General features: G+C 48.4%; 15 protein-coding genes. 11 read left to right on the forward strand and 4 right to left on the reverse strand.

The window, feature by feature from the left end:
* Window positions 1-12: 12 nt before the first annotated feature.
* The 3 genes from C7R94_RS01385 to abc-f all read left to right on the forward strand — a co-directional run bounded on the left by C7R94_RS01385 (window position 13) and on the right by abc-f (window position 4,216).
* Window positions 13-951 carry an AEC family transporter gene (locus C7R94_RS01385; protein ID WP_106778151.1) on the forward strand — a complete coding sequence of 313 codons (939 nt, stop codon included), beginning with the start codon at window positions 13-15 and terminating at the stop codon, window positions 949-951.
* Between the two features lie 99 nt (window positions 952-1,050).
* The gene (locus tag C7R94_RS01390) at window positions 1,051-1,845 is read left to right on the forward strand and encodes a stalk domain-containing protein (protein WP_106778152.1); all 795 of its coding nucleotides are present in this window, start codon (window positions 1,051-1,053) and stop codon (window positions 1,843-1,845) included.
* 445 nt (window positions 1,846-2,290) lie between these two features.
* Window positions 2,291-4,216 carry a ribosomal protection-like ABC-F family protein gene (abc-f, locus tag C7R94_RS01395; protein WP_106778153.1) on the forward strand — a complete coding sequence of 642 codons (1,926 nt, stop codon included), beginning with the start codon at window positions 2,291-2,293 and terminating at the stop codon, window positions 4,214-4,216.
* Window positions 4,217-4,280: 64 nt separating this feature from the next.
* Here the strand turns inward: abc-f and C7R94_RS01400 are convergent, their stop codons facing one another.
* Complete coding sequence (locus C7R94_RS01400; RefSeq protein ID WP_106778154.1) at window positions 4,281-5,456, reverse strand: MFS transporter; 1,176 nt, start codon at window positions 5,454-5,456, stop codon at window positions 4,281-4,283.
* Between the two features lie 186 nt (window positions 5,457-5,642).
* On the opposite strand from C7R94_RS01400, the gene C7R94_RS01405 reads away from it, so the two are divergent.
* The 3 genes from C7R94_RS01405 to C7R94_RS01415 all read left to right on the forward strand — a co-directional run bounded on the left by C7R94_RS01405 (window position 5,643) and on the right by C7R94_RS01415 (window position 7,016).
* Window positions 5,643-6,041, forward strand: coding sequence for a hypothetical protein (locus C7R94_RS01405; protein ID WP_016743052.1), 399 nt, complete (start codon window positions 5,643-5,645; stop codon window positions 6,039-6,041).
* The gene (locus C7R94_RS01410; protein ID WP_015892550.1) at window positions 6,038-6,244 is read left to right on the forward strand and encodes a YqgQ family protein; all 207 of its coding nucleotides are present in this window, start codon (window positions 6,038-6,040) and stop codon (window positions 6,242-6,244) included. Before C7R94_RS01405 ends, C7R94_RS01410 begins: the two co-directional genes overlap by 4 nt.
* 187 nt (window positions 6,245-6,431) lie before the next feature.
* A complete protein-coding gene (locus C7R94_RS01415) occupies window positions 6,432-7,016 on the forward strand; it encodes a DedA family protein (protein WP_106778155.1) in 585 nt (194 codons plus the stop codon).
* Window positions 7,017-7,190: 174 nt separating this feature from the next.
* Here C7R94_RS01415 and C7R94_RS01420 read toward each other — a convergent pair whose 3' ends face one another.
* Entirely contained in the window at window positions 7,191-7,652 is a 462-nt protein-coding gene (locus C7R94_RS01420; protein WP_106778156.1) for an NUDIX hydrolase, read from the reverse strand.
* A gap of 16 nt (window positions 7,653-7,668) precedes the next feature.
* The gene (locus C7R94_RS01425; protein WP_233220444.1) at window positions 7,669-7,824 is read right to left on the reverse strand and encodes a hypothetical protein; all 156 of its coding nucleotides are present in this window, start codon (window positions 7,822-7,824) and stop codon (window positions 7,669-7,671) included.
* Between the two features lie 129 nt (window positions 7,825-7,953).
* Between C7R94_RS01425 and tkt the strand changes: the two genes are divergently transcribed.
* From tkt to C7R94_RS01445, 4 genes are all read left to right on the forward strand, one after another.
* The gene (tkt, locus tag C7R94_RS01430; RefSeq protein WP_106778158.1) at window positions 7,954-9,960 is read left to right on the forward strand and encodes a transketolase; all 2,007 of its coding nucleotides are present in this window, start codon (window positions 7,954-7,956) and stop codon (window positions 9,958-9,960) included.
* A 168-nt stretch (window positions 9,961-10,128) separates the two neighbouring features.
* A complete protein-coding gene (locus tag C7R94_RS01435; RefSeq protein ID WP_106778159.1) occupies window positions 10,129-12,651 on the forward strand; it encodes a PBP1A family penicillin-binding protein in 2,523 nt (840 codons plus the stop codon).
* Window positions 12,652-12,752: 101 nt separating this feature from the next.
* Entirely contained in the window at window positions 12,753-13,103 is a 351-nt protein-coding gene (locus C7R94_RS01440) for a hypothetical protein (RefSeq protein WP_047071733.1), read from the forward strand.
* Between the two features lie 304 nt (window positions 13,104-13,407).
* Window positions 13,408-16,725 carry a collagenase gene (locus tag C7R94_RS01445; RefSeq protein ID WP_106778160.1) on the forward strand — a complete coding sequence of 1,106 codons (3,318 nt, stop codon included), beginning with the start codon at window positions 13,408-13,410 and terminating at the stop codon, window positions 16,723-16,725.
* 147 nt (window positions 16,726-16,872) lie between these two features.
* On the opposite strand, the gene C7R94_RS01450 is transcribed toward C7R94_RS01445, so the two are convergent.
* Entirely contained in the window at window positions 16,873-18,297 is a 1,425-nt protein-coding gene (locus tag C7R94_RS01450; protein WP_106778161.1) for a L,D-transpeptidase family protein, read from the reverse strand.
* Window positions 18,298-18,393: 96 nt separating this feature from the next.
* Between C7R94_RS01450 and C7R94_RS01455 the strand changes: the two genes are divergently transcribed.
* Window positions 18,394-19,104, forward strand: a complete 711-nt coding sequence (locus C7R94_RS01455) for an AAA family ATPase (protein WP_106778162.1) — start codon at window positions 18,394-18,396, stop codon at window positions 19,102-19,104.
* Window positions 19,105-19,150 lie beyond the last annotated feature (46 nt).

Raw genomic sequence — 19,150 nt, forward strand, 5'->3', positions numbered from 1 at the left:
CAGGAGGGCAGCATGGAACTACAAACGTTGCAGCAGTCCATCCTCATCATGGCCGTCATCATTGGGATCGGTAGCTTAATCGGCTACCGGCAACCCTTGACTGCGGACTCTCGCCAACTCGTCATCACGATTATTGTAAACGTTGCCATGCCGTGCATTATTTTAGACGGGATTTTTCAGACAACCATTGATCAACAAATTTTATACCAAATTTTTGCAATATTCTTCATTTCGATTATCCTAAACTGCCTGGGCATTTTCATCGGCTGGTTAGGTGCACGCGCACTACCGCTTCCTGTGAAAAAACGTCGGGAGATTGCACTCCTGTCTGGCTTGGGGAATACAGGCTTCATCGGTTTGCCGCTTTGTGCGGCATTGTTTGGGCCAAAAGGGGCGCTCTTGGCTGCTATTTTCGATGCAGGTGTAGATGTTGTGCTATGGACAGTGGGTGTGATGATGCTCCAGGAAAAAGGAAGCTTTTCCTTGAAAGGGCTCAAAACACTCATCAACATTCCGATGATTGCGATCGTATTTGGACTCGGTTCTGCTATCATCGGGTTTGTGCCGCCTCAGCCTGTGAAGCAGCTGTTTGGAACGCTGTCCAAGCTCGCCTCTCCATTAGCCATGATGTACATTGGTATGCTCTTGCCTATGTTTTTGCGCAACAAACCGCAAGTATCCTTGAAGCTTTTGAGTATGCCACTCGCGTTTAAATTAGTTGTTTTTCCGCTGATGACGGCGTTTCTTTTGTCCGTTTTTTCAATCGACAGCGATATCGTCAGCGTATCCCTTGTGCAAGTAGCAATGCCCACCCTGACATTGGCCTCGATCCTGTTCGGGCGCTATGCGGCGGATGAGGAGATGGGTGCCATGACGACGGTTTGTTCCACCTTGCTGGCGCTCTTGTCCATCCCGGTTATTCTCGTCATGGGAAATTGGCTCTTGCACTAATCTCTCGCGAATCTCAGTCATAGTGAAACGAATCAGAGGAAACCTATGTCTAACAAGTAATGAATGATGAAAATGATGATTAGGGATGGAGGAACAACAATGAAAGGCAAATCGATTCTGGCTGTTGCCCTGACACTCCAAATAGTGGCGGCTTACCCAGTGCAGGCAGGGGCTAGCACAGCACAAACAGCGACAACTGCGGTACTGGTAAACGGAGAACAATCCTCCTTGGCAAAAGCACCGCTTCTCGTCCAGCAGCGCACCTATGTATCTGCCGAGGATGCGAGCCGGATTTTAGAAGGCACTTGGAAACAGGATGCAACGAATGGAGAAATGAAGCTGGCAAAAGGGACGCTGACGTTTGAACTCGCTACAGGAAAAGTAGCGTTGAATGGCAAGTGGCTGCAAGATGGGCAGGGCGCAATCGTGCGTGACAAGCAAGTGTATGTGCCATTGAGATGGATGGCGGAGCAGGCCGGACATCAAATCACGTGGAATGCCGAGAAAAAGGCGGTGGAAATTGTGATGGCTGGGGAAGAGAGTGTTTTTACGCTAGTCGATGCCGATAAGCTGACAGAACAGGAACGTGCGTTTATTGACTCGGTAAAAGAACAGCAAGGCATTCACAAGCAGGGGGATCTTTACGTCATCGCACGTGGGCCCTCACCGAATCCTGGCTACGGACTGCAAGTAACCAAAGTCGAGCAGAGCTTGGAGCAGGTTTTTGTATATGTCAAACAAACACTGCCTGATCCAGGTAAAATGTACCCGCAAGTGATTTCCTATCCGTATTTGGCGGCAAAAGTAAAGCTGCCACCTTACACGACGATTTCCTTTCTGGATGCAGAGACGAAGAAGCCGCTGTTTGACGCAGAGGGCAACGGAAGTCGATAAGAAACGGCGTACAGGGCCTGCTAGTGGGGAGCACGTAGCAGGCCCTCTTGTTTTTGTGTGACTCCTGATGTAAGATATGGTTGTGATTTCCTATCCCTTGAGAAATGGAGGTGTGTGTACGTGTTCGGAACTCTGCAAGCATGGTTTGTGGTAGAAACTTCTAGTATGACGCATGATTTTGCATTCAACGGGACCAGTCTGTCCTTTTTTGCGCATACAACTGAACGGAGTTTCCATAGGCGTACCATGCATCGATCAGGGGCGGTTTGTTCTTGTCAATAATGGGTAACTGACGTAAGGTCGGTCCCTTTTACGATGCCGCAGGTAATGGCCTGCGGCTTTTTTGCGTCCACTCGCACGTACGGTGTGGTCTCAAAACTGTGCCGGGGCCACCAGGGAATCCATTATTTTGAACCGTTACCAACATTCCGAGGAGGAAACAATCATGATTATTGTCGCGACACAGCAATTGCAGAAATCGTACGGAGCAGATCCGGTATTACAAGATATCACATTGGAAATCAAGGCAGGAGAACGTGTCGGGATTGTCGGACCGAATGGAGCAGGCAAAACCACGTTGTTCAAGCTGCTGGCAGGTATCGAAAGCCCCGATTCTGGTGAGCTTTTTCGGGCAAAAGGAACGATATGGGCGTACCTGCCGCAAACGCCGCAGTATCCGGCTGAGTGGACGGGGGCGGATGTTGTAGCCAGCGCTTTTACGGATGTTATCAGGCTCCAGGAGCAGATGCGCGAGCTCGAGCAGCAGATGGGATTGCTTTACGAAAATGAACAAGAGCTAAACCGCCTCATGCTGCGCTATCAAAAGCTGCAGGATGAATTTGAACAACTGGATGGCTATCAGTGGGAGACGAAAATGACTCAGGTGACACAGGGCTTGGGAGTTAGTTCTGAGCTGTTAGCGACACCATTTGCCCAGCTCAGCGGTGGGGAAAAGACGAAGGCTGGACTTGCAAAGCTGCTCTGCCAACAAAGCGATGTTCTGCTTCTGGATGAGCCGACCAACCATTTGGATGTGGAGTCGATGGAGTGGCTAGAGGAGTTTTTAAAAAATTATCAGGGCACGATCCTGATCATCTCCCATGACCGTTATTTTTTGGATGCGGTCGTCACGTCTGTCTATCATGTAGACGGAGGAGAAGCCGAATTTTATATTGGCAATTACAGTGCGTTCGCCACGGAGCGTGAAGAGCGCTTGCTGCGCCAGTTTGCCGCTTATCAGGAACAGCAGAAGCAAATCAAGAAAATGAAAGAAACGATCAAACGGCTCAAGGAGTGGGGCAATCGCTCCAATCCGCCGAACGAGGCTTTTCACCGAAGGGCAAAAAGCATGGAAAAAGCGCTGGCGCGGATTGAGCGTATCGAGCGACCGAAAATGGAAGCGGATCGCATGGGCTTGCAATTTATGAAAACCGACCGAAGCGGGCAAGATGTGCTGAAAGCGACGGGGGTACAGAAAACATTTGGCGGAAAACAATTGTTTGCGGACGCCAGCTTTTTATTGCGCTACGGGGAGCGAAAAGCGCTGCTTGGACCAAATGGCTGCGGTAAATCTACGCTGATTCGCATGCTGCTGGGAGAGGTTGAGCCAGATGCAGGTACTCTCAAAATTGGCAGCAGCGTAAAGGTAGGCTACTTGTCTCAGCAAGCTTTGGAAGGGGACCAAAACCAGCGGCTGATTGACGTTTTTCGTGAAGTAGCCAGAGTGACAGAGCCGGAAGCACGACACTTGTTGGCACGGTTTATGTTTTACGGCGAACAAGTTTTCAAGCGCATCGGGCAGTTGAGCGGCGGAGAGCGGATGCGACTGCGCTTGGCCCAAATGATGCATCAGGAAATCAACCTGCTCATTCTGGACGAACCGACCAACCATCTGGATATTGAAGCGCGAGAAACATTGGAGGAAGCATTGGCAGATTTTCACGGGTCGTTGTTCATCATCTCGCATGATCGCTATTTCCTGCAAAAGATGGTGGATGGTGTATTTTGGGTAGAAAATAAGCGGCTGGTTCACGATGTGGGTTCCTATGAGGAAGCAAGGGAAAAGCAAAAACAGCGGATCGCTGCTCGTGCCAGTAAGCCGGAGGAAATAAAGCAAAAGCAGCCAACAGTCAAGCAAGTACAAGAGACGGCCGCGACGAATGCGACTGCCAAACGTCCGAATCCATACAAGCTGGCAGAGCTTGAACAAAAAATAGCATCATTGGAAGGGAAAAAAGGTGAACTGACGGCCTTGCTGCAAAGTGAAGGGTCCGATTACGAGCAGTTAGTAGCTTGGCAACAAGCGATCGATCAGGTGCAGCAGGAGATAGAGGTAACCTTTTCGGCGTGGATGGAGCTACAGGAACAGTAGGTTGCCATAAAAAGAGCACCGTCAGCAAAGTGTTGATGCTGGCGGTGCTTCCTTTTTGTATGGCTTACGATTGCGCTTGTGTGCTTGGTTCTGGCAGGCGACGATAGCTGCTGACGAACCAGAGGAGGAGCAATACCATCAAGACTCCTCCGAGGAAGAATGGACCGCTGTGGGAGACTTGGTAAACCGCTCCACCAGCTAATGGACCCAAGATGCGTCCAAGGCTGTCCATTGAGCTGATTGCTCCACTCGTCACGCCTTGGCCTTGCGTCGTCCTTTGAGTGATCATTGCTGTGGCTGTCGCTCTGATCATTCCTTGTCCCGCTCCGAATAATGAAAGGATCAGCGCCAGCACCCAAAAGCTACCCGACAGCGGAATGGCGAAAAATCCAATGCCGTAAAGAATCATCCCAATGACGAGGACACTTGCTTCCCCTAGCTGCTTGACCATTCTTCCGATCAGCCCGCCTTGTACAGCGGCAGCGATCAAGCCCATGACGAGAAACATATAGCCGAGGTCTTTGGAGGTAAAACCGTACAAATCACTTATGTACAGGGCAAAGGTCGTTTCCAGTCCGGAAAAAGCAAAGGAGACGGTGAACAAAATACCGTACAGCAAGGACATGGAACCGAACAAAGAGACAAGCGGATTTTGTCGCTGTTCTTTTTGCAGATTCGCCCGTTTTTCTTTCGGCAAGCTCTCTGGCAAGGCAAACAGGATCAGGAAAAACGTAAGCAACGCCACAATACCCGAAGCGTAGAAGGGAACGGCAAAGCCGAATTCACTGAGCAGTCCACCAATTACCGGACCGAAGACAAAGCTAAGTCCAATCCCGGCGCCAATGACCCCCATCCCTTTTGCCCGTTCTTCTGAAGGGAAGAGATCCGCTACCATAGCTGTTACGGTTGGCAATGCGGCAGCCGAGACGATTCCACCCAAAATGCGATACAGGAGCATTTCATTATAACTGTCAGCGAGTCCAAACAGGATAAAGGTAATGGAAAAGCCGAACAGCCCGAATGAGATGAGTGGCTTTCGCCCGATTCTGTCTGAAAGTGCTCCCCAAATCGGTGCAAACACCAGCTGCATAATATTGTAGCTGGCAAAAAGCATGCCGATTTGAAACGAAGTCGCACCCAATTTCTCCGCGAAAAAGGGAAGAATGGGGATAATGATGCCAAAACCGAGCATGATGAAAAAAGCAATAAAGAACAAGAGGGCAAGGTGCTTCTTATTCACTACAAGTCTACCTCTTTTCGCACAAAAATCTATTCAAGCGGATTGTTTGCTTTTTCCACCTTACGTGAAGGAAAAGGCGAAGTCAAGCCAGCAACGTGGGCAGTTATAGCGAGACGTGCTATAATAGAAAAGAAATAAGAATGGCTACTTATATTGTCAAGTATATATCCATGAGGTGTTTGTTACATGTCTACTGCGATGCTTTACTACCTGGCCTGGCATGAAGATGATTGGCTGGATGAAGTGCTCGATCGTTTTCCTGAGATCAATGCCATTGTGCCTTCAGTCAAAACGTTTGAGCTGCTGGCTAAACAAAGAGAGTCCGGAGAAGTTGAGCGAGCTGTCCTCGTTCTGAACGCGGCTGTCGAACAAGAGAGATGCAAGGAGTTTTTACGCCTGTGTCAAGAACACCCGCAGCTGTCCGCGGACCCTTTGTATATCGTCGGATTGAAACCGGAAGAGGAGGAGGCGTGGCAAGAAGCGTATCCACACGCGAAGATCATCGTCATTACCGGCTTTGCTGTCGAGTTTGATTACGATGCCGTCCTCGCAAGGATGGAAATCGATCTGGAGGGAGCTCATTGAAAATAAACCCGAATGAATTCGATTTGAAGGCGTTTCTGCACCGTTTCGGATTGGTTATTTATACAGGTGATCCTGAAGGGGATTTGCTGTTGATAGAAGATGAAATTCGGGAGCTATATGAGCTGAATGTCATTGACAAGGAAGAGTTCATTGAAGCCATGTCAGCGCTGCGCAGCAAGCGTAAGGCTGAGGGAAGAGAATAGAGAGAGAACGTGTTTGCCAAGCCGTGTGTAAGCGGTAGTTGGTGAACACGTTTTTTTGTTTTGGAATCTCGAATTCTATTTTGTAAGAAATTCTTCAGAAATACTTATCCTTTTCTTAAGGATTTCTGTCTTCTTTTGAAAGGTTTACCCGTTAGGATAGAGTGCAGAGAGAAAGGAGGCGGCACAGGTGGAGTTTACAGGGTATTACGAGCTATTCTGGGAGATGGTTACAGGCATGCTGGGAAAATTCATTCCTGATGAGATTACAGTCATGACCATGGGGGCGCAGATTGCCAATACAGGAGCGGATTTTTTTACAGCATTTACTGTCATATACCCCGTTTTTTTTACCGTTTCTTGCGCGGGGTACTTGCTGGGCGCGAAGGCATTTGGCTCGATGACCCGGAAGTCGGGCTTGGGTGACTTGCTGTCGGCATTGCGCGGGTCAATGGGCTGGCTGCTTGCTTTTGGTATCTTTCTTCCGATTATTCGTCATATCGTGCCGATCCTTGCTGGTGCCAGCCGAATGCCGTTTCGGCAGTTCCTTCTATACTTTTTACCAAGCAGTATTGTTTGGACCTTGCACTACTTTGTGGCAGGCTATTGGTTCTCTGATCAACTGGAAATATTGGTTGCGGGCGTTTATCAATATAGCAAAATTACGTTGATGATTGTTTGTTTCGCAGGGTGTTCGTTCCTCTTGATTCGCCAGTTGCAGCGTTTTGGTGGAATGAAAGAACCTCGAACGAATAAGCAACCACCTGTTTCGTAATCGATATGAATTCCTGAGCTTCGGCGTCTACTATCCGCGAGCTTTTCGGATGGCAGAGAAAAATTAGTTTACATTTGGTAATGACGGGATAAATCACCAAATACGGCGATGGGCAATGAAAAAAAGCAACCAACTGCCAAAGCGAGCACAAGGCGTTTGGCGGATTGGTTGCTTTTATGATTTCTTCCACTCGAATGCAGGCTCCCAGCCAAAGCTGTCAAACCACTGCTTTCGTCTAAAGTTCGAGAGAGCCTGTCTCACATAAGGAATGACATTCGGGGGTAATTTATCCATGTCCACCCATACGAGCTCATCGCATTTATTCGGCTCGGCATTGATAATTTGTCCGCGCCATTTTGTAGCAGCGACAAAAAAATCGATGCGCTCATCATTGGAGCGACGATGCATGACACCTACCATCTCCAAGCTCGCTGGATCGATGTCAATTCCGCATTCTTCTTTGGCCTCGCGGATCGCGGCTGTCTTTACTTCTTCATTCCCGTCCAGATGTCCAGCGGGAACACTGTAATTGCCGTCTTCGTAGCCGGTATTGTAGCGGCGTAATAACAAGACTTGCGCCTCCTTTACCAGGAAAAGGTGAACGGCTACCTGCATCGCGAAGCGGTCTTTCTGCATGCGAATTCCCCTCTATTTAATGATATTCTTCCGGGCGATGATTCTCGGCAGCCTGTCTCCGGCGCTCCAGTCTGTTCTTTTTCAAAATAGGCGAACTCGTCATGGCTAAAAGCAGCATGCCAATCCCAGCAACACCTAAAACGATCCCGATAGTAAGATACAGCCAATCCATTGAAAAAGACCTCCTTAATTCATGCAAAGCGAACATGATTATGAATGGGAACTATGCTATAATGGCACAGTGTGTTTTTACCAGATTCTCGGTAGTAATTTCTAGAAAACGCAGGGAGGATTTTGCGAGATGACTCAGCATACGTCTGTTGATCAGCTATCCATTAATACCATCCGCACGCTGGCGATTGATGCCATCGAGAAGGCCAATTCCGGTCACCCGGGAATGCCGATGGGTGCAGCCCCTATGGCACATGTACTGTGGAGCCGCTTTATGAAAGTAAATCCGAGCAATCCAAAATGGATTGACCGTGACCGTTTTGTCCTCTCAGCAGGACATGGCTCTATGCTATTATACTCGATGTTGCATCTGATGAAATACGATGTTTCACTGGAAGACTTACATAACTTCCGTCAATGGGGCAGCAAAACGCCTGGTCACCCTGAGTTTGGGCACACGGCGGGTGTTGACGCGACAACAGGTCCATTGGGACAAGGGATCGCGATGGCTGTCGGTATGGCGATGGCTGAAAAGCACATGGCAGCTGTTTACAACCGCGACAATTTTGACATCGTTGACCATTACACATACGTAATCTGCGGCGACGGTGACCTGATGGAGGGTGTATCCAGCGAAGCTTCTTCCCTGGCTGCTCACCTGAAACTAGGTAAAATGATCGTGCTCTACGATTCGAACGATATCTCTCTGGATGGCGAGCTTTCCCGTTCCTTCTCTGAAAACGTAGCGGGTCGCTACCAAGCGTATGGTTGGCAATACATTCGCGTAGAAGATGGCAATGATCTGGCTGCTATTGACGCGGCTATCGCAGAAGCGAAAAAAGATTTGGATCGTCCTACCTTGATCGAAGTAAAAACCGTCATTGGATACGGAAGCCCGAACAAAGGCGGCTCCAGCTCTTCTCACGGCGCTCCGCTTGGAAAAGACGAAGTGAAGCTGACAAAAGCAAACTACGAGTGGCACCATGAAAGTGAGTTCCACGTACCACAAGAAGTGACGGATTTCTATGCAGGCTTGGCTGATGCCGGTGAAAAAGCAGAAGCTGCTTGGCGCGATCTGTTTGCTGCTTACGCAAAAGCGTATCCGGAACTGGCGCTGCAATTTACGACTGCACAGGAAGGTCATCTTCCTACTGGTTGGGACAACCATATGCCGACGTATGAAGCTGGTGCAAAGCTGGCGACGCGCGTTGCTTCAGGTAATGCGATCAATGCATTGGCAAACAGCGTTCCATTCTTCCTGGGTGGCTCTGCTGACTTAGCACATTCCAACAACACGGTGATTAAAGAAGCGGGCAACTTCCTGCCAGGTTCTTACGATGGCCGCAACATTTGGTTTGGTGTTCGCGAATTCGCGATGGGTGCTGCCCTCAACGGTATGGCTCTCCACGGTGGCGTAAAAGTATACGGCGGTACGTTCTTCGTGTTCTCCGACTACTTGCGTCCGGCGATTCGTCTCTCTGCACTGATGAAGCAGCCAGTTGTCTATGTGTTTACACATGACTCGATCGCAGTTGGTGAAGACGGACCGACGCATGAGCCGATTGAGCAGCTCGCTTCCTTGCGTGCGATGCCTGGCTTGACCATTCTTCGTCCGTCTGATGCAGTGGAGACGAACGAGGCTTGGAAATATGCTGTATCCCGTACAGATGAGCCAGTTGTACTGGTACTGACTCGTCAAAACTTGCCAGTCCTGCCAGAGACTATCGAGAAAGCGGCAGAAGGCGTGAGCAAAGGTGCGTATGTTCTCGCGGACGCGCCAAGCGGCAACCCGCAGCTCATCCTGCTCGCAACTGGATCTGAAGTATCCCTCGTGATGCAGGCGCGTGAGCAACTCCTCGCGAAAGGTATTGAAACACGCGTTGTTTCCATGCCGAGCTGGAACCTGTTCGAGCGTCAACCGAAAGAGTATCGCGACGCTGTGATTCCGCCGTCTGTAAAAGCACGTGTGGCGGTAGAAATGGGCTCTCCAATGGGCTGGGAGCGTTACGCTGGCGATAACGGTACGGTCATCGCAATCGATCAATTCGGCGCATCTGCACCAGGTGAACGAATCATGAAGGAATACGGATTCACGGTAGAAAATATCGTGGCTGAAGCAGAAAAATTGCTGAAATAAAATCGTAAACCTTTTAGAAAAGCCTATCTTCCGTTTCAGGAGATAGGCTTTTCCAGTGACAAAAGAGCTTCAATATGGAATGATAGACTACAATCCAAAACAGAAACTTTTTTGAAATCGTACCGTCTATATAAGATGTGGGGGAGAGAGAAAACCAGGAGGTAAATAATGGCAGCAAAGGCCAAGAAGAAAGTCAAGAAGAAAAAGAACAACTTGCTGATGATTGCCGTATCGTTTGCAATTTTCCTTTTCCTTAGTGTGATTGGGGGCTACTTCGCCCTGTTGTATGCGGGAGACCGGATGATTGAGGAAAACGTACAGAAATTACAGGACTTGAAAGCAGAACCAACGGTCATATACGACAAAAACGGAGTAGAGATGACGAGCTTGATTCGTCAAAAGAACCGGGAATACAAGCCGATTAATGAAATGCCAAAAGTTTTGATTAATGCTTTCCTCGCGGTTGAGGATAAGCGTTTTTACGAACACAAAGGCGTTGATATGGTTCGGATCGGTGGCGCCATAGTCAATGACATCAAAAAAGGATCGCTGGCTGAAGGGGGAAGTACGATTACCCAACAGCTGGCAAGAAACGTCTTTCTCACCCTAGATCAAACATTCTGGCGCAAAACAAAAGAAATGAGTATTGCGATTGGCTTGGAGCGCAAGTATTCCAAGGATCAAATTTTGGAGATGTACTTAAATCGCGTGTATTTGGGTGAAGGGGAATTCGGGGTTGAGGATGCTGCCCGGTATTACTTCGGCAAGTCGGTAAGCGATGATAATTTTACCATTGCTGAAGCAGCGATGCTGGCGGCCATTCCAAAAGCACCGACCACTTATTCACCTTTTAACAATCCAGAAAAAGCGAAACTGCGTCGAGACACCGTCATTCGTCTGATGTATGAGCAAGGAATTATTACCGATGAGCAAAAAAACGCAGCTCAAGCAGAGGCATTGCCGACCAAACCGCATGAAGTGGCGGGTGCGAGCTTGAAAAAGGGCTATCGCGCGTTTTTTGACAATATGGTAGAAGAATCCGAAGCCAAGTTCGGTGTAACAGAAGAAGAACTGTACCGCGGAGGCTGGAACATTTACACGACCTTCGATCCGAAAGTACAGGATGCCATGGTAGAGGAATATGCCAATGCCAAAAACTTCCCGAAAGACGGCGCCAAGCGCGGTGTAGAATCATCGATGATTGTCATCGACGCGAAAACGGGCGGAATTGCCGGGATGATGGGCGGACGCAACTATGCGCCAAAAGGCTTTAACTATGCGACAGACATGAAGCGTCAACCGGGCTCCAGCTTTAAGCCGATTGCTGTGTTCGCTCCAGCAATCAATAAAGATATCAACAAATGGAACGCGAATTCGCAGCTGAGCAACAAAAGGCAGAGCTTCAACGGCTATGAGCCGCGCAACTATAATAACCGCTACACTGAAACAGTAAGTATGAGCCGGGCGATGATCGACTCTGCAAACATCCCGCCTGTTTGGCTGTTAAATGAAATTGGTGTGTCAGAAAGCTTGGCATACCTCAAGACAGTCGGCATTGAGCTGACTCCGAAGGACCGAAACCTGGCCATTGCCCTTGGGGGATTGGATGTAGGTATTTCTCCGCTGGAAATAGCTCAGGCGTATACTCCTTTTGTAAATGGAGGGGTAGTGTCCGAGGCGCACTCGATTACTAAGGTCGAGAACAAGGCAGAGGGTGTTGTACGCGAATATAAGCCGCAACAAAAAGAGGCATTGAAGCCGGAAGCAGCTTGGGAAGTTCATACGATGCTGGAGAGAGCGGTTCAGGAAGGTACAGGGAAGGCGGCACGGATCTCTGGCCGTCACGTTGCTGGTAAAACAGGAACGACGCAATCGATTGCGGGAGATAGCAAAGCAAACAAGGATGCTTGGTTTGTAGGCTATACACCGGAATACGTCGGTGCAGTCTGGATGGGCTTCGATCCAGAGGATAAACAGCATTTGATGCACCAAGGAAGTAGCATGACGGCGCAAATGTTCTCCAAAGTGCTGGCAACAGCCTTAAAAGGGGTGCCGTCTTCGGATTTCGTGCGACCAGAAGGCGTCGTACAACATAAACAAGAGGAAGTTAAACCGGAAATCCAATTGGCTGCAGACATGTCATTGGACACAAGTACGAATAAATTGATGGTCGTGCTTAGCTGGATTGGTGGCTCTGACGGCGATACGTACGATCTTTACCGCATTAGCGAAAACGGTGAAAGACAACTCATCTCTGCGGGTATGAAGGAAACCTCTTATGTAGATGTGCTGGATAGTCCGAAACAGTATCAATATCAAGTCGTTCCACGAAATGCACAAGGCGAGGAAGGCACACCTTCAAAAACAGTCCCAATCGACTCCAAGAAGCTGGAGAATCTGATTAATCAAGATCCAGGTCATAACGAGGAAGGCAGCGATCAGGGACAAAATCCAAATGGTACTGAGAATGGCAATGGTGAAATTCCACCTGACCAAGGTACCGGAGGAACTGGTGAGCATACAAATAATGGAGATGGTGGTCAATCGCCAAATCCGGGAACAGGTGAGGTTCCACCGGATATCATGAATCCAGATCCTGGTCAAACAAATGGTTCCTCCAATGAAATTCAATTACCGCCACCTCCACAAGAGGAAGGGCAGAACCAGTTCCCAGATGCTTCAAACGGCTAAAGATTAGCCCAGCAAGAACGATTCAAAACCGATTCGACTATTTGCACAACTTCTTTCACGTGGTACAATACCATTAAATCGGGAGACAGGGGGGACAGTCCATGTCTAGCTACGCACAAAGGGATCTACCCACATTTTTCAAAGAACAGTTACGCCAAACCAAGGTGAATTTTGAGCGAGCACTTGACTGTAAACACACCGATTTCGATGATCTTTACCCATACATGAACGAGCAGCCACAGTTCTTCTGGTACAAACGTTACGTGGCTTGGTCAGAACTGTTGACCATCGTACGTCTAGCTGAACAATTGGGTATTGAGTGGACAGAGGATTTCAGTGAGCAGCAGGTAGAATTCATTCAAGGCAAGGTTCTCCAAGGAAAAGTGCTCGATTATTGGAACTCAGAAGAAGAACAAGAAGAATCGATGAGGGAATTGGAAGAAGAAAAATAAATGTGATCGTAAAAACATGGCGCGTTCCCATTGCGGGAACGCGCTTTTTTGCGTTCGTAAGCAAGACTCATTTATGAAAGTGTCCGTGTCTAATGTTTTATACATGTTTATGTATTTATGTTAATAAATGTATACATTCTTATTCTTCTTTTTGGTTATATGTATTGGCACCATACTTGCAATTCTAATAGTGTGTACTTTACTTCATTCCAAATGGAGAGAAGGTGAAGCTGCACAAAACGAAGTACGGCGTCCTCGCAACAAATGAAAATACGGTTACCATTCAAGGGAGGTTTGCTCATTCATGAAGAAAAAGAGTCGCACGGTACACTCAGGCCGCATGGTGGCTGGTGTCCTTCTCTCGACATCATTTCTATTGGGGACGGTTGGGAGTCCTGTCCAAGCCTTGGCAGCCAAGGATTATTCGAGTGCGGTCGGTAGGGATGGGAGCCAAAACGTTCCGCCTTCTGGAAAATATGTGGAGAAAAAGCTGGACCCAGTCACCTCGTTTCAGCATCAATCCATTGACGAAGCAGGAGAATATTCGCATCGAGTGGAGCCGACCTGGAGTGTAGAGGAGCAAGAGTCTTCTAACGAACAGCAGCGGAGCATGAAGGCAAATGCCGAAAAGTACACGATGTCCGATTTGAACAAGCTCAGCTACGACGAATTAGTCAATGTGTTGGTGACGGTAAACTGGGAGCAGATTCCTGAACTATTTGATTTTACTCCCGATTCGTATGCCTTTTACAACGATCGCCAGCGCGTTCAGGCCATCATTGATGCATTGCAGGTCAGGGGCACACAATACTCCAGCAGCGATTCCAAAGGAATTGACACCTTGGTTGAGGTTCTTCGCTCTGGATATTACCTCGGCTACTACCATCAGGAATTATCCTATCTCAATCAGAGAAGCGAGCATCAAAAAGTGTTCCCTGCTCTGCAAGCCATTGCAGAAAATCCGAATTTCAAATTAGGGACAGATGCTCAAAATGAGGTGGTAGGTGCATTTGGCGGACTTATCGGAAACACTTTTGTAAGCGCTTCCCTTGTGGAGAAAGCGGCCCCAATCATCCGTCAATACGAAGAAGAAATGGATACTTTCATTGCGCAACGGAGTGCGGGAGATGCTGTTTTCCGTATCATGAGCCAGTTTAGCTATATTCTGATGTGGAGAGTGGATGAACCAACCAAGAAGCAGGAGTTTTACGGCAAAATCGATACGTATCTGAACGAGTTAGGAAACCTCGCCTTGCATGGCGATACAGATGAAGCGAAAGAATGGGTCCTCGACAATGGTTTTTATCACAGTGCGTATTTGGGAGAATACCATTCCAATCCGAATAAGGGCAACGAGGTCCTCACAGAAGCGTTGAAGCTTTATCCGTATGTGGGACTTCAGTATATGCAGGCAGCGAAGCTCATCCAGACGGTCTATGGCGGAAAAGACGCTAACGGAAAGGACATCCAGTTCAACAAGATTCGTGAGGATGCTTTAGAAAAGTATTTGCCCAAAGAATATACGTTTGATGACGGAAGCATTGTCATGAAAACAGGCGGAGATGTCACAGAAGAAAAAGTGAAACGGTTATATTGGGCGGCAAAAGAAGTAAAAGCTCAGTTTCATCGGATGGCAGGACGAGATGAACCGATGGAAGAGGGGAACCCCGACGATATTTTGACTATTGTTCTTTATAATAGTCCTTCAGAGTACAAGATGAACAACCCCCTGTATGGCTACGAAACGGACAACGGGGGCATGTATATCGAGGGGAAGGGAACTTTCTTCACCTACGAACGAACACCGCAGCAGAGCACATATACACTAGAAGAGCTGTTCCGCCATGAATTCACGCACTATTTGCAAGGGCGCTATGCTATACCTGGCTTGTGGAATGAAGGCCCGATTTACAGAGACGAGAGACTGTCGTGGTTTGAAGAAGGAGGAGCAGAACTCTTTGCAGGCTCCACGCGAACAACAGGTGTTCTGCCGCGAAAATCTATGGTCGGCAATCTCATTCGTTTTGGACAGGACAACTGGTATACGGCGTCTCAAACTTTGCACGCACGCTACGGCACATGGGACTTTTATACGTATTCATACGCCTTGCAGTATCACATGATGAAAGAGGACTGGAACAAGCTGGACGATATCATGGATTACATAGAGGCCAATAACGTGAATGGTTATGACCAGTTAATCCGTACGCTCAGTAATGATTCCGAGCTAAATCGGGATTACCGCCGTACAATGGAATCGCTGGTAGACAGCTATCCGGATCTGACAGTGCCGCTGGTGTCGGATGATTATCTGGTTACGCCAGACCCCAAAGCAAGTACAGAAATTTTCCGGGAAATGGAAGAGGTTACTGGATTGCAAAATGTGTCTACAAACAAGCACGATTCAGAGTTCTTCCAAACCTTTACGTTAACAGGGACGTACACGGGTACGCAGGCACAAGGGGAGAAGCACGATTGGGAAACGATGAGCCGCATAACAGACGAGTTTCTAACCGCACTGACTTCTCATCCATGGAACGGCTACAAAACCGTAACCGCCTACTTTACCAACTACAGAGTTAATGCGTCCAATCAGTTTGAATATGATGTCACGTTCCACGGGGTTCTTCCAGAACAGGGAGATGGTGAGAACCAGCCGCCTGTTATTGTCATGAACGGACCGTCAAAAGCGGCAGTAAACGAGAAGGTTGCATTCAGCAGTAATGGAAGCTCCGATCCAGATGGCAGCATCGTATCCTATCTATGGGAATTTGGAGACGGCACAAGCAGCAGTGATGCCAATCCTGCGCATGTCTACGAAAATCAGGGAGAATATACGGTGAAGCTGCGAGTAACGGATAACAGAGGAGCGGTTACTTCGAAATCGATGACGATCACGATCGAGGAGCAGGGTGGAGAAATCGGGGAAAAGGAGCAGGAGCCAAACAACAGCTTTTCAGAGGCAAATCCATTGAAAAGCAATGTGGTGTTGAATGGTCAAACAAGCAAACAAGACGACAAGGACATTTTTGCCTTGAACGTATTGGGGAAAGGAACAGTGAAAATCAACGTAACAAGTGAGCATGATACTGGTTTGAACTGGGTCGTCCACCACGAGGATGATCTGAATAATTATCTCGCTTACCCCAAAACCTCAGGAAAAACGCTCTCCGGTGATTTTGAAGCAACTCCGGGTACCTATTATTTGTCCGTGTACAACTTTAACGGTGAAACCATTCCATACAAAGTAACTGCGGAATTGCCAGAAGAAGATACAGAACCAACCGAAACGGAGCCGAACAATTCATTCGATGATGCTAATGCGCTACAGTTTGGCGAAGAGCTAAGTGGTCAAACCGATCGTACAGATGTCAAGGACACGTACATCATTCAGGTTGAAGAGGAAGGGATCGTTCAAGTTACGGTAAGTAGCGAGAAGGACGAAGGCTTAAACTGGGTGGTGTTTCATGAAGATGATCTCGAAACGTATTTTGCCTACCCCGAAAACGCAGGTAAGAAACTGACGGGAGAATTTGAGGCAAAACCAGGGAAATATTTCCTGTTAGTCTACAACACAAATAATACGACGATTCCGTACAAAGTTATCGTGAAAGCAGAGTAATCCCCCATTAATAGGAAGAAAAGCCCTTTCTACCCTTTGTTTTTTAAGGGATAGAAGGGGCTTTTTTTCGTTTGACAAGCGTCTGGTAAAAATCAGCACGTAACGGGATGGCGTTACGCACGTCTTTTCTTTATGGAGCCTAAAAAATCAATGGAGCCAATTGTAAATGACTTTTGGCGTCTCTTCCTCAGGACCAGCAGGGAGAACGAATGGAGCTGGGTTGCTCCAAGGCTGGGCAGAGGACGGGGCATTCGAGATAATGAATTCTGTCCCTAATGAAACAAAGGTGTACAGTTCTTCTACAGCGGCATTGTACAAGCGAACACATCCGAGCGAAACAGATGAGCCGATGCTCTCGGGATGGTTTGTCCCGTGGAGGGCGTACCCGTTCTCCTGAAAGACCATGCCCCTCGTTCCATAAATATTGTCATGTCCGCGGGGCTGATTGATTTTTTTCTGAATGGTATAGTAGCCTTCGGGTGTAGAACCGTTTTTGCCTATGGCGACGGGATAGCTGCGTACCAGATGGGACCCGCTGATGAGCTTCATCGTATGTGTCGAGGTAGTCAAGTGAAGCTGTAACGGTTCGAAAGGAGCCACGGGCTCCGGATAGCCGGGAAGCGGCAGCACATTGCGCAAGCTGTCCCATGCGGACCCTGGCAAGAAGGCTTTGGGATGATACGGATAGCTTTTTAACAAAAGTCTCTTTGGCGGTACTGGAATTTGCGGCAAATAATTGCCTGGATAAGCGCCAGCCAGATCAGACAGCTGGGCAGGCAACGTACCCGTTTGCTGATAATAGCGATACAAGGCGTTTCGCAAGATCAGTACATGCTGGAGGGTTAGCTGCTCATCCGTGAGTTCTGCCTTACTTGTGGCAAGTGCCGGTTCTCGTTCGAACTGCACAGGTTTATCCCACCATTTTTCACTGAGAACAGTCCGACTTGTCGGATTGTAACGCAAGATGCCTCGGACTTCACGCGGCTGATAAAACAGCAAGGGACGGAACAACGGCGAACCAGGTACTTCTGGGACAACCATCACCGTAAAAGGCTGCGTCAGAGCAGGACGCCGGGACTCTACATAGCGCCGGACCTGTTCAGATAGCTCACGCGCACTGAGTGTAGGAGGGACTGCAATGACCTCTACATGTGGCTGCGCTTGATCAGGTGTCGGTACGGGCTGTTTGACAGCCTCCGGCATTGTCTTGGAGGACGCATCCCTCAACGGTTCGGGCGAAAAAGCGAATTGAAAATAGAGAAACAAAAGCGAAGCCAAGAGTAAACGCGTTCGATTGCCCAAGGAATTGCGTTGTCGCTCCCGCAGCAATCGTTGATAAGCGTCACGCGTCTCGTTGTAATACGAGCCTTGCTTGGATACCAGGCCACGCCTGTACGCTTCGAGAGCCTGTTCCCGGTTTCCTTGTGCTTCTCGTTCTTGGCCAAGGTGAAACCAGCCGATGGCTTCGTTAGGATACTGCGTCGTATACCACCGGTAAAAGGCGAGGTCGCTCTGATCCGGATATTTCATATGAAATGTACTTTTTTCCTGAAGAAAGGAAACCTTGTCCACGGATACTTCTCCCCCAAATAAATGAGCGTTCAAAAAGGCGCCCTTATAAGGATGTATCGGCGGGAGTCGGGAAAATAATGAGAGTGGAGGTCAAAAATGGTTTATTTACGAACGATCAAGCTGTTGAGAGAGGATTTTCCGAACACGAAAGAATATCCGTTTCACCTGCCCTCCTTGCGTAAGCTGGAAGCGATCGAGCTTGCGAGCAGCGTCACTTTTTTTGTAGGAGAGAATGGCTCAGGTAAATCTACGTTGCTTGAGGCTGTTGCCTATCAATGTGGTTTCCATACGGCTGGCGGATCGCGGAATAACTTTTATGAAGTGCATCGCTCGGAGGCGAGTCTGGGTGACTACATACGTCTTTCCTGGCTGCCCAAAATAACGAATGGCTTTTTTTTGCGGGCTGAGAGCTTCTATCAGTTTGCCAGCCATATCGATCAAATGGGCTCTGAAAGCTATAAAAACTACGGCGGTCGCTCGCTGCATGATCAGTCGCACGGAGAATCATTTTTCGCGCTGTTTGCCAATCGCTTCAACGGCAGGGGAATCTATCTGCTGGATGAGCCCGAGGCTGCTCTTTCACCGAAACGTCAAATCGCTTTTTTGTACGTGATGCGCGATTTGGTGGAAGAAGGAGCACAATTTATCATTGCGACGCACTCGCCGATTCTATTGGGCTATCCCGGGGCGACTATCCTCAATTTTGATGAATCGCCGGTACATGAGGTGAATTATCGCGATACGGAGCACTATCAATTGACGCGCCGTTTCCTGGAGAAGCCCGATCTATTTTTAGATGAAAAATAATTTTCATTCTTCCTGTCACAAAAATCGCCTTGGCGGTTTCTATTAG

The organism is Brevibacillus sp. NRRL NRS-603 (genome assembly GCF_003013445.1).
In the GTDB taxonomy this organism is placed as follows: domain Bacteria; phylum Bacillota; class Bacilli; order Brevibacillales; family Brevibacillaceae; genus Brevibacillus; species Brevibacillus formosus.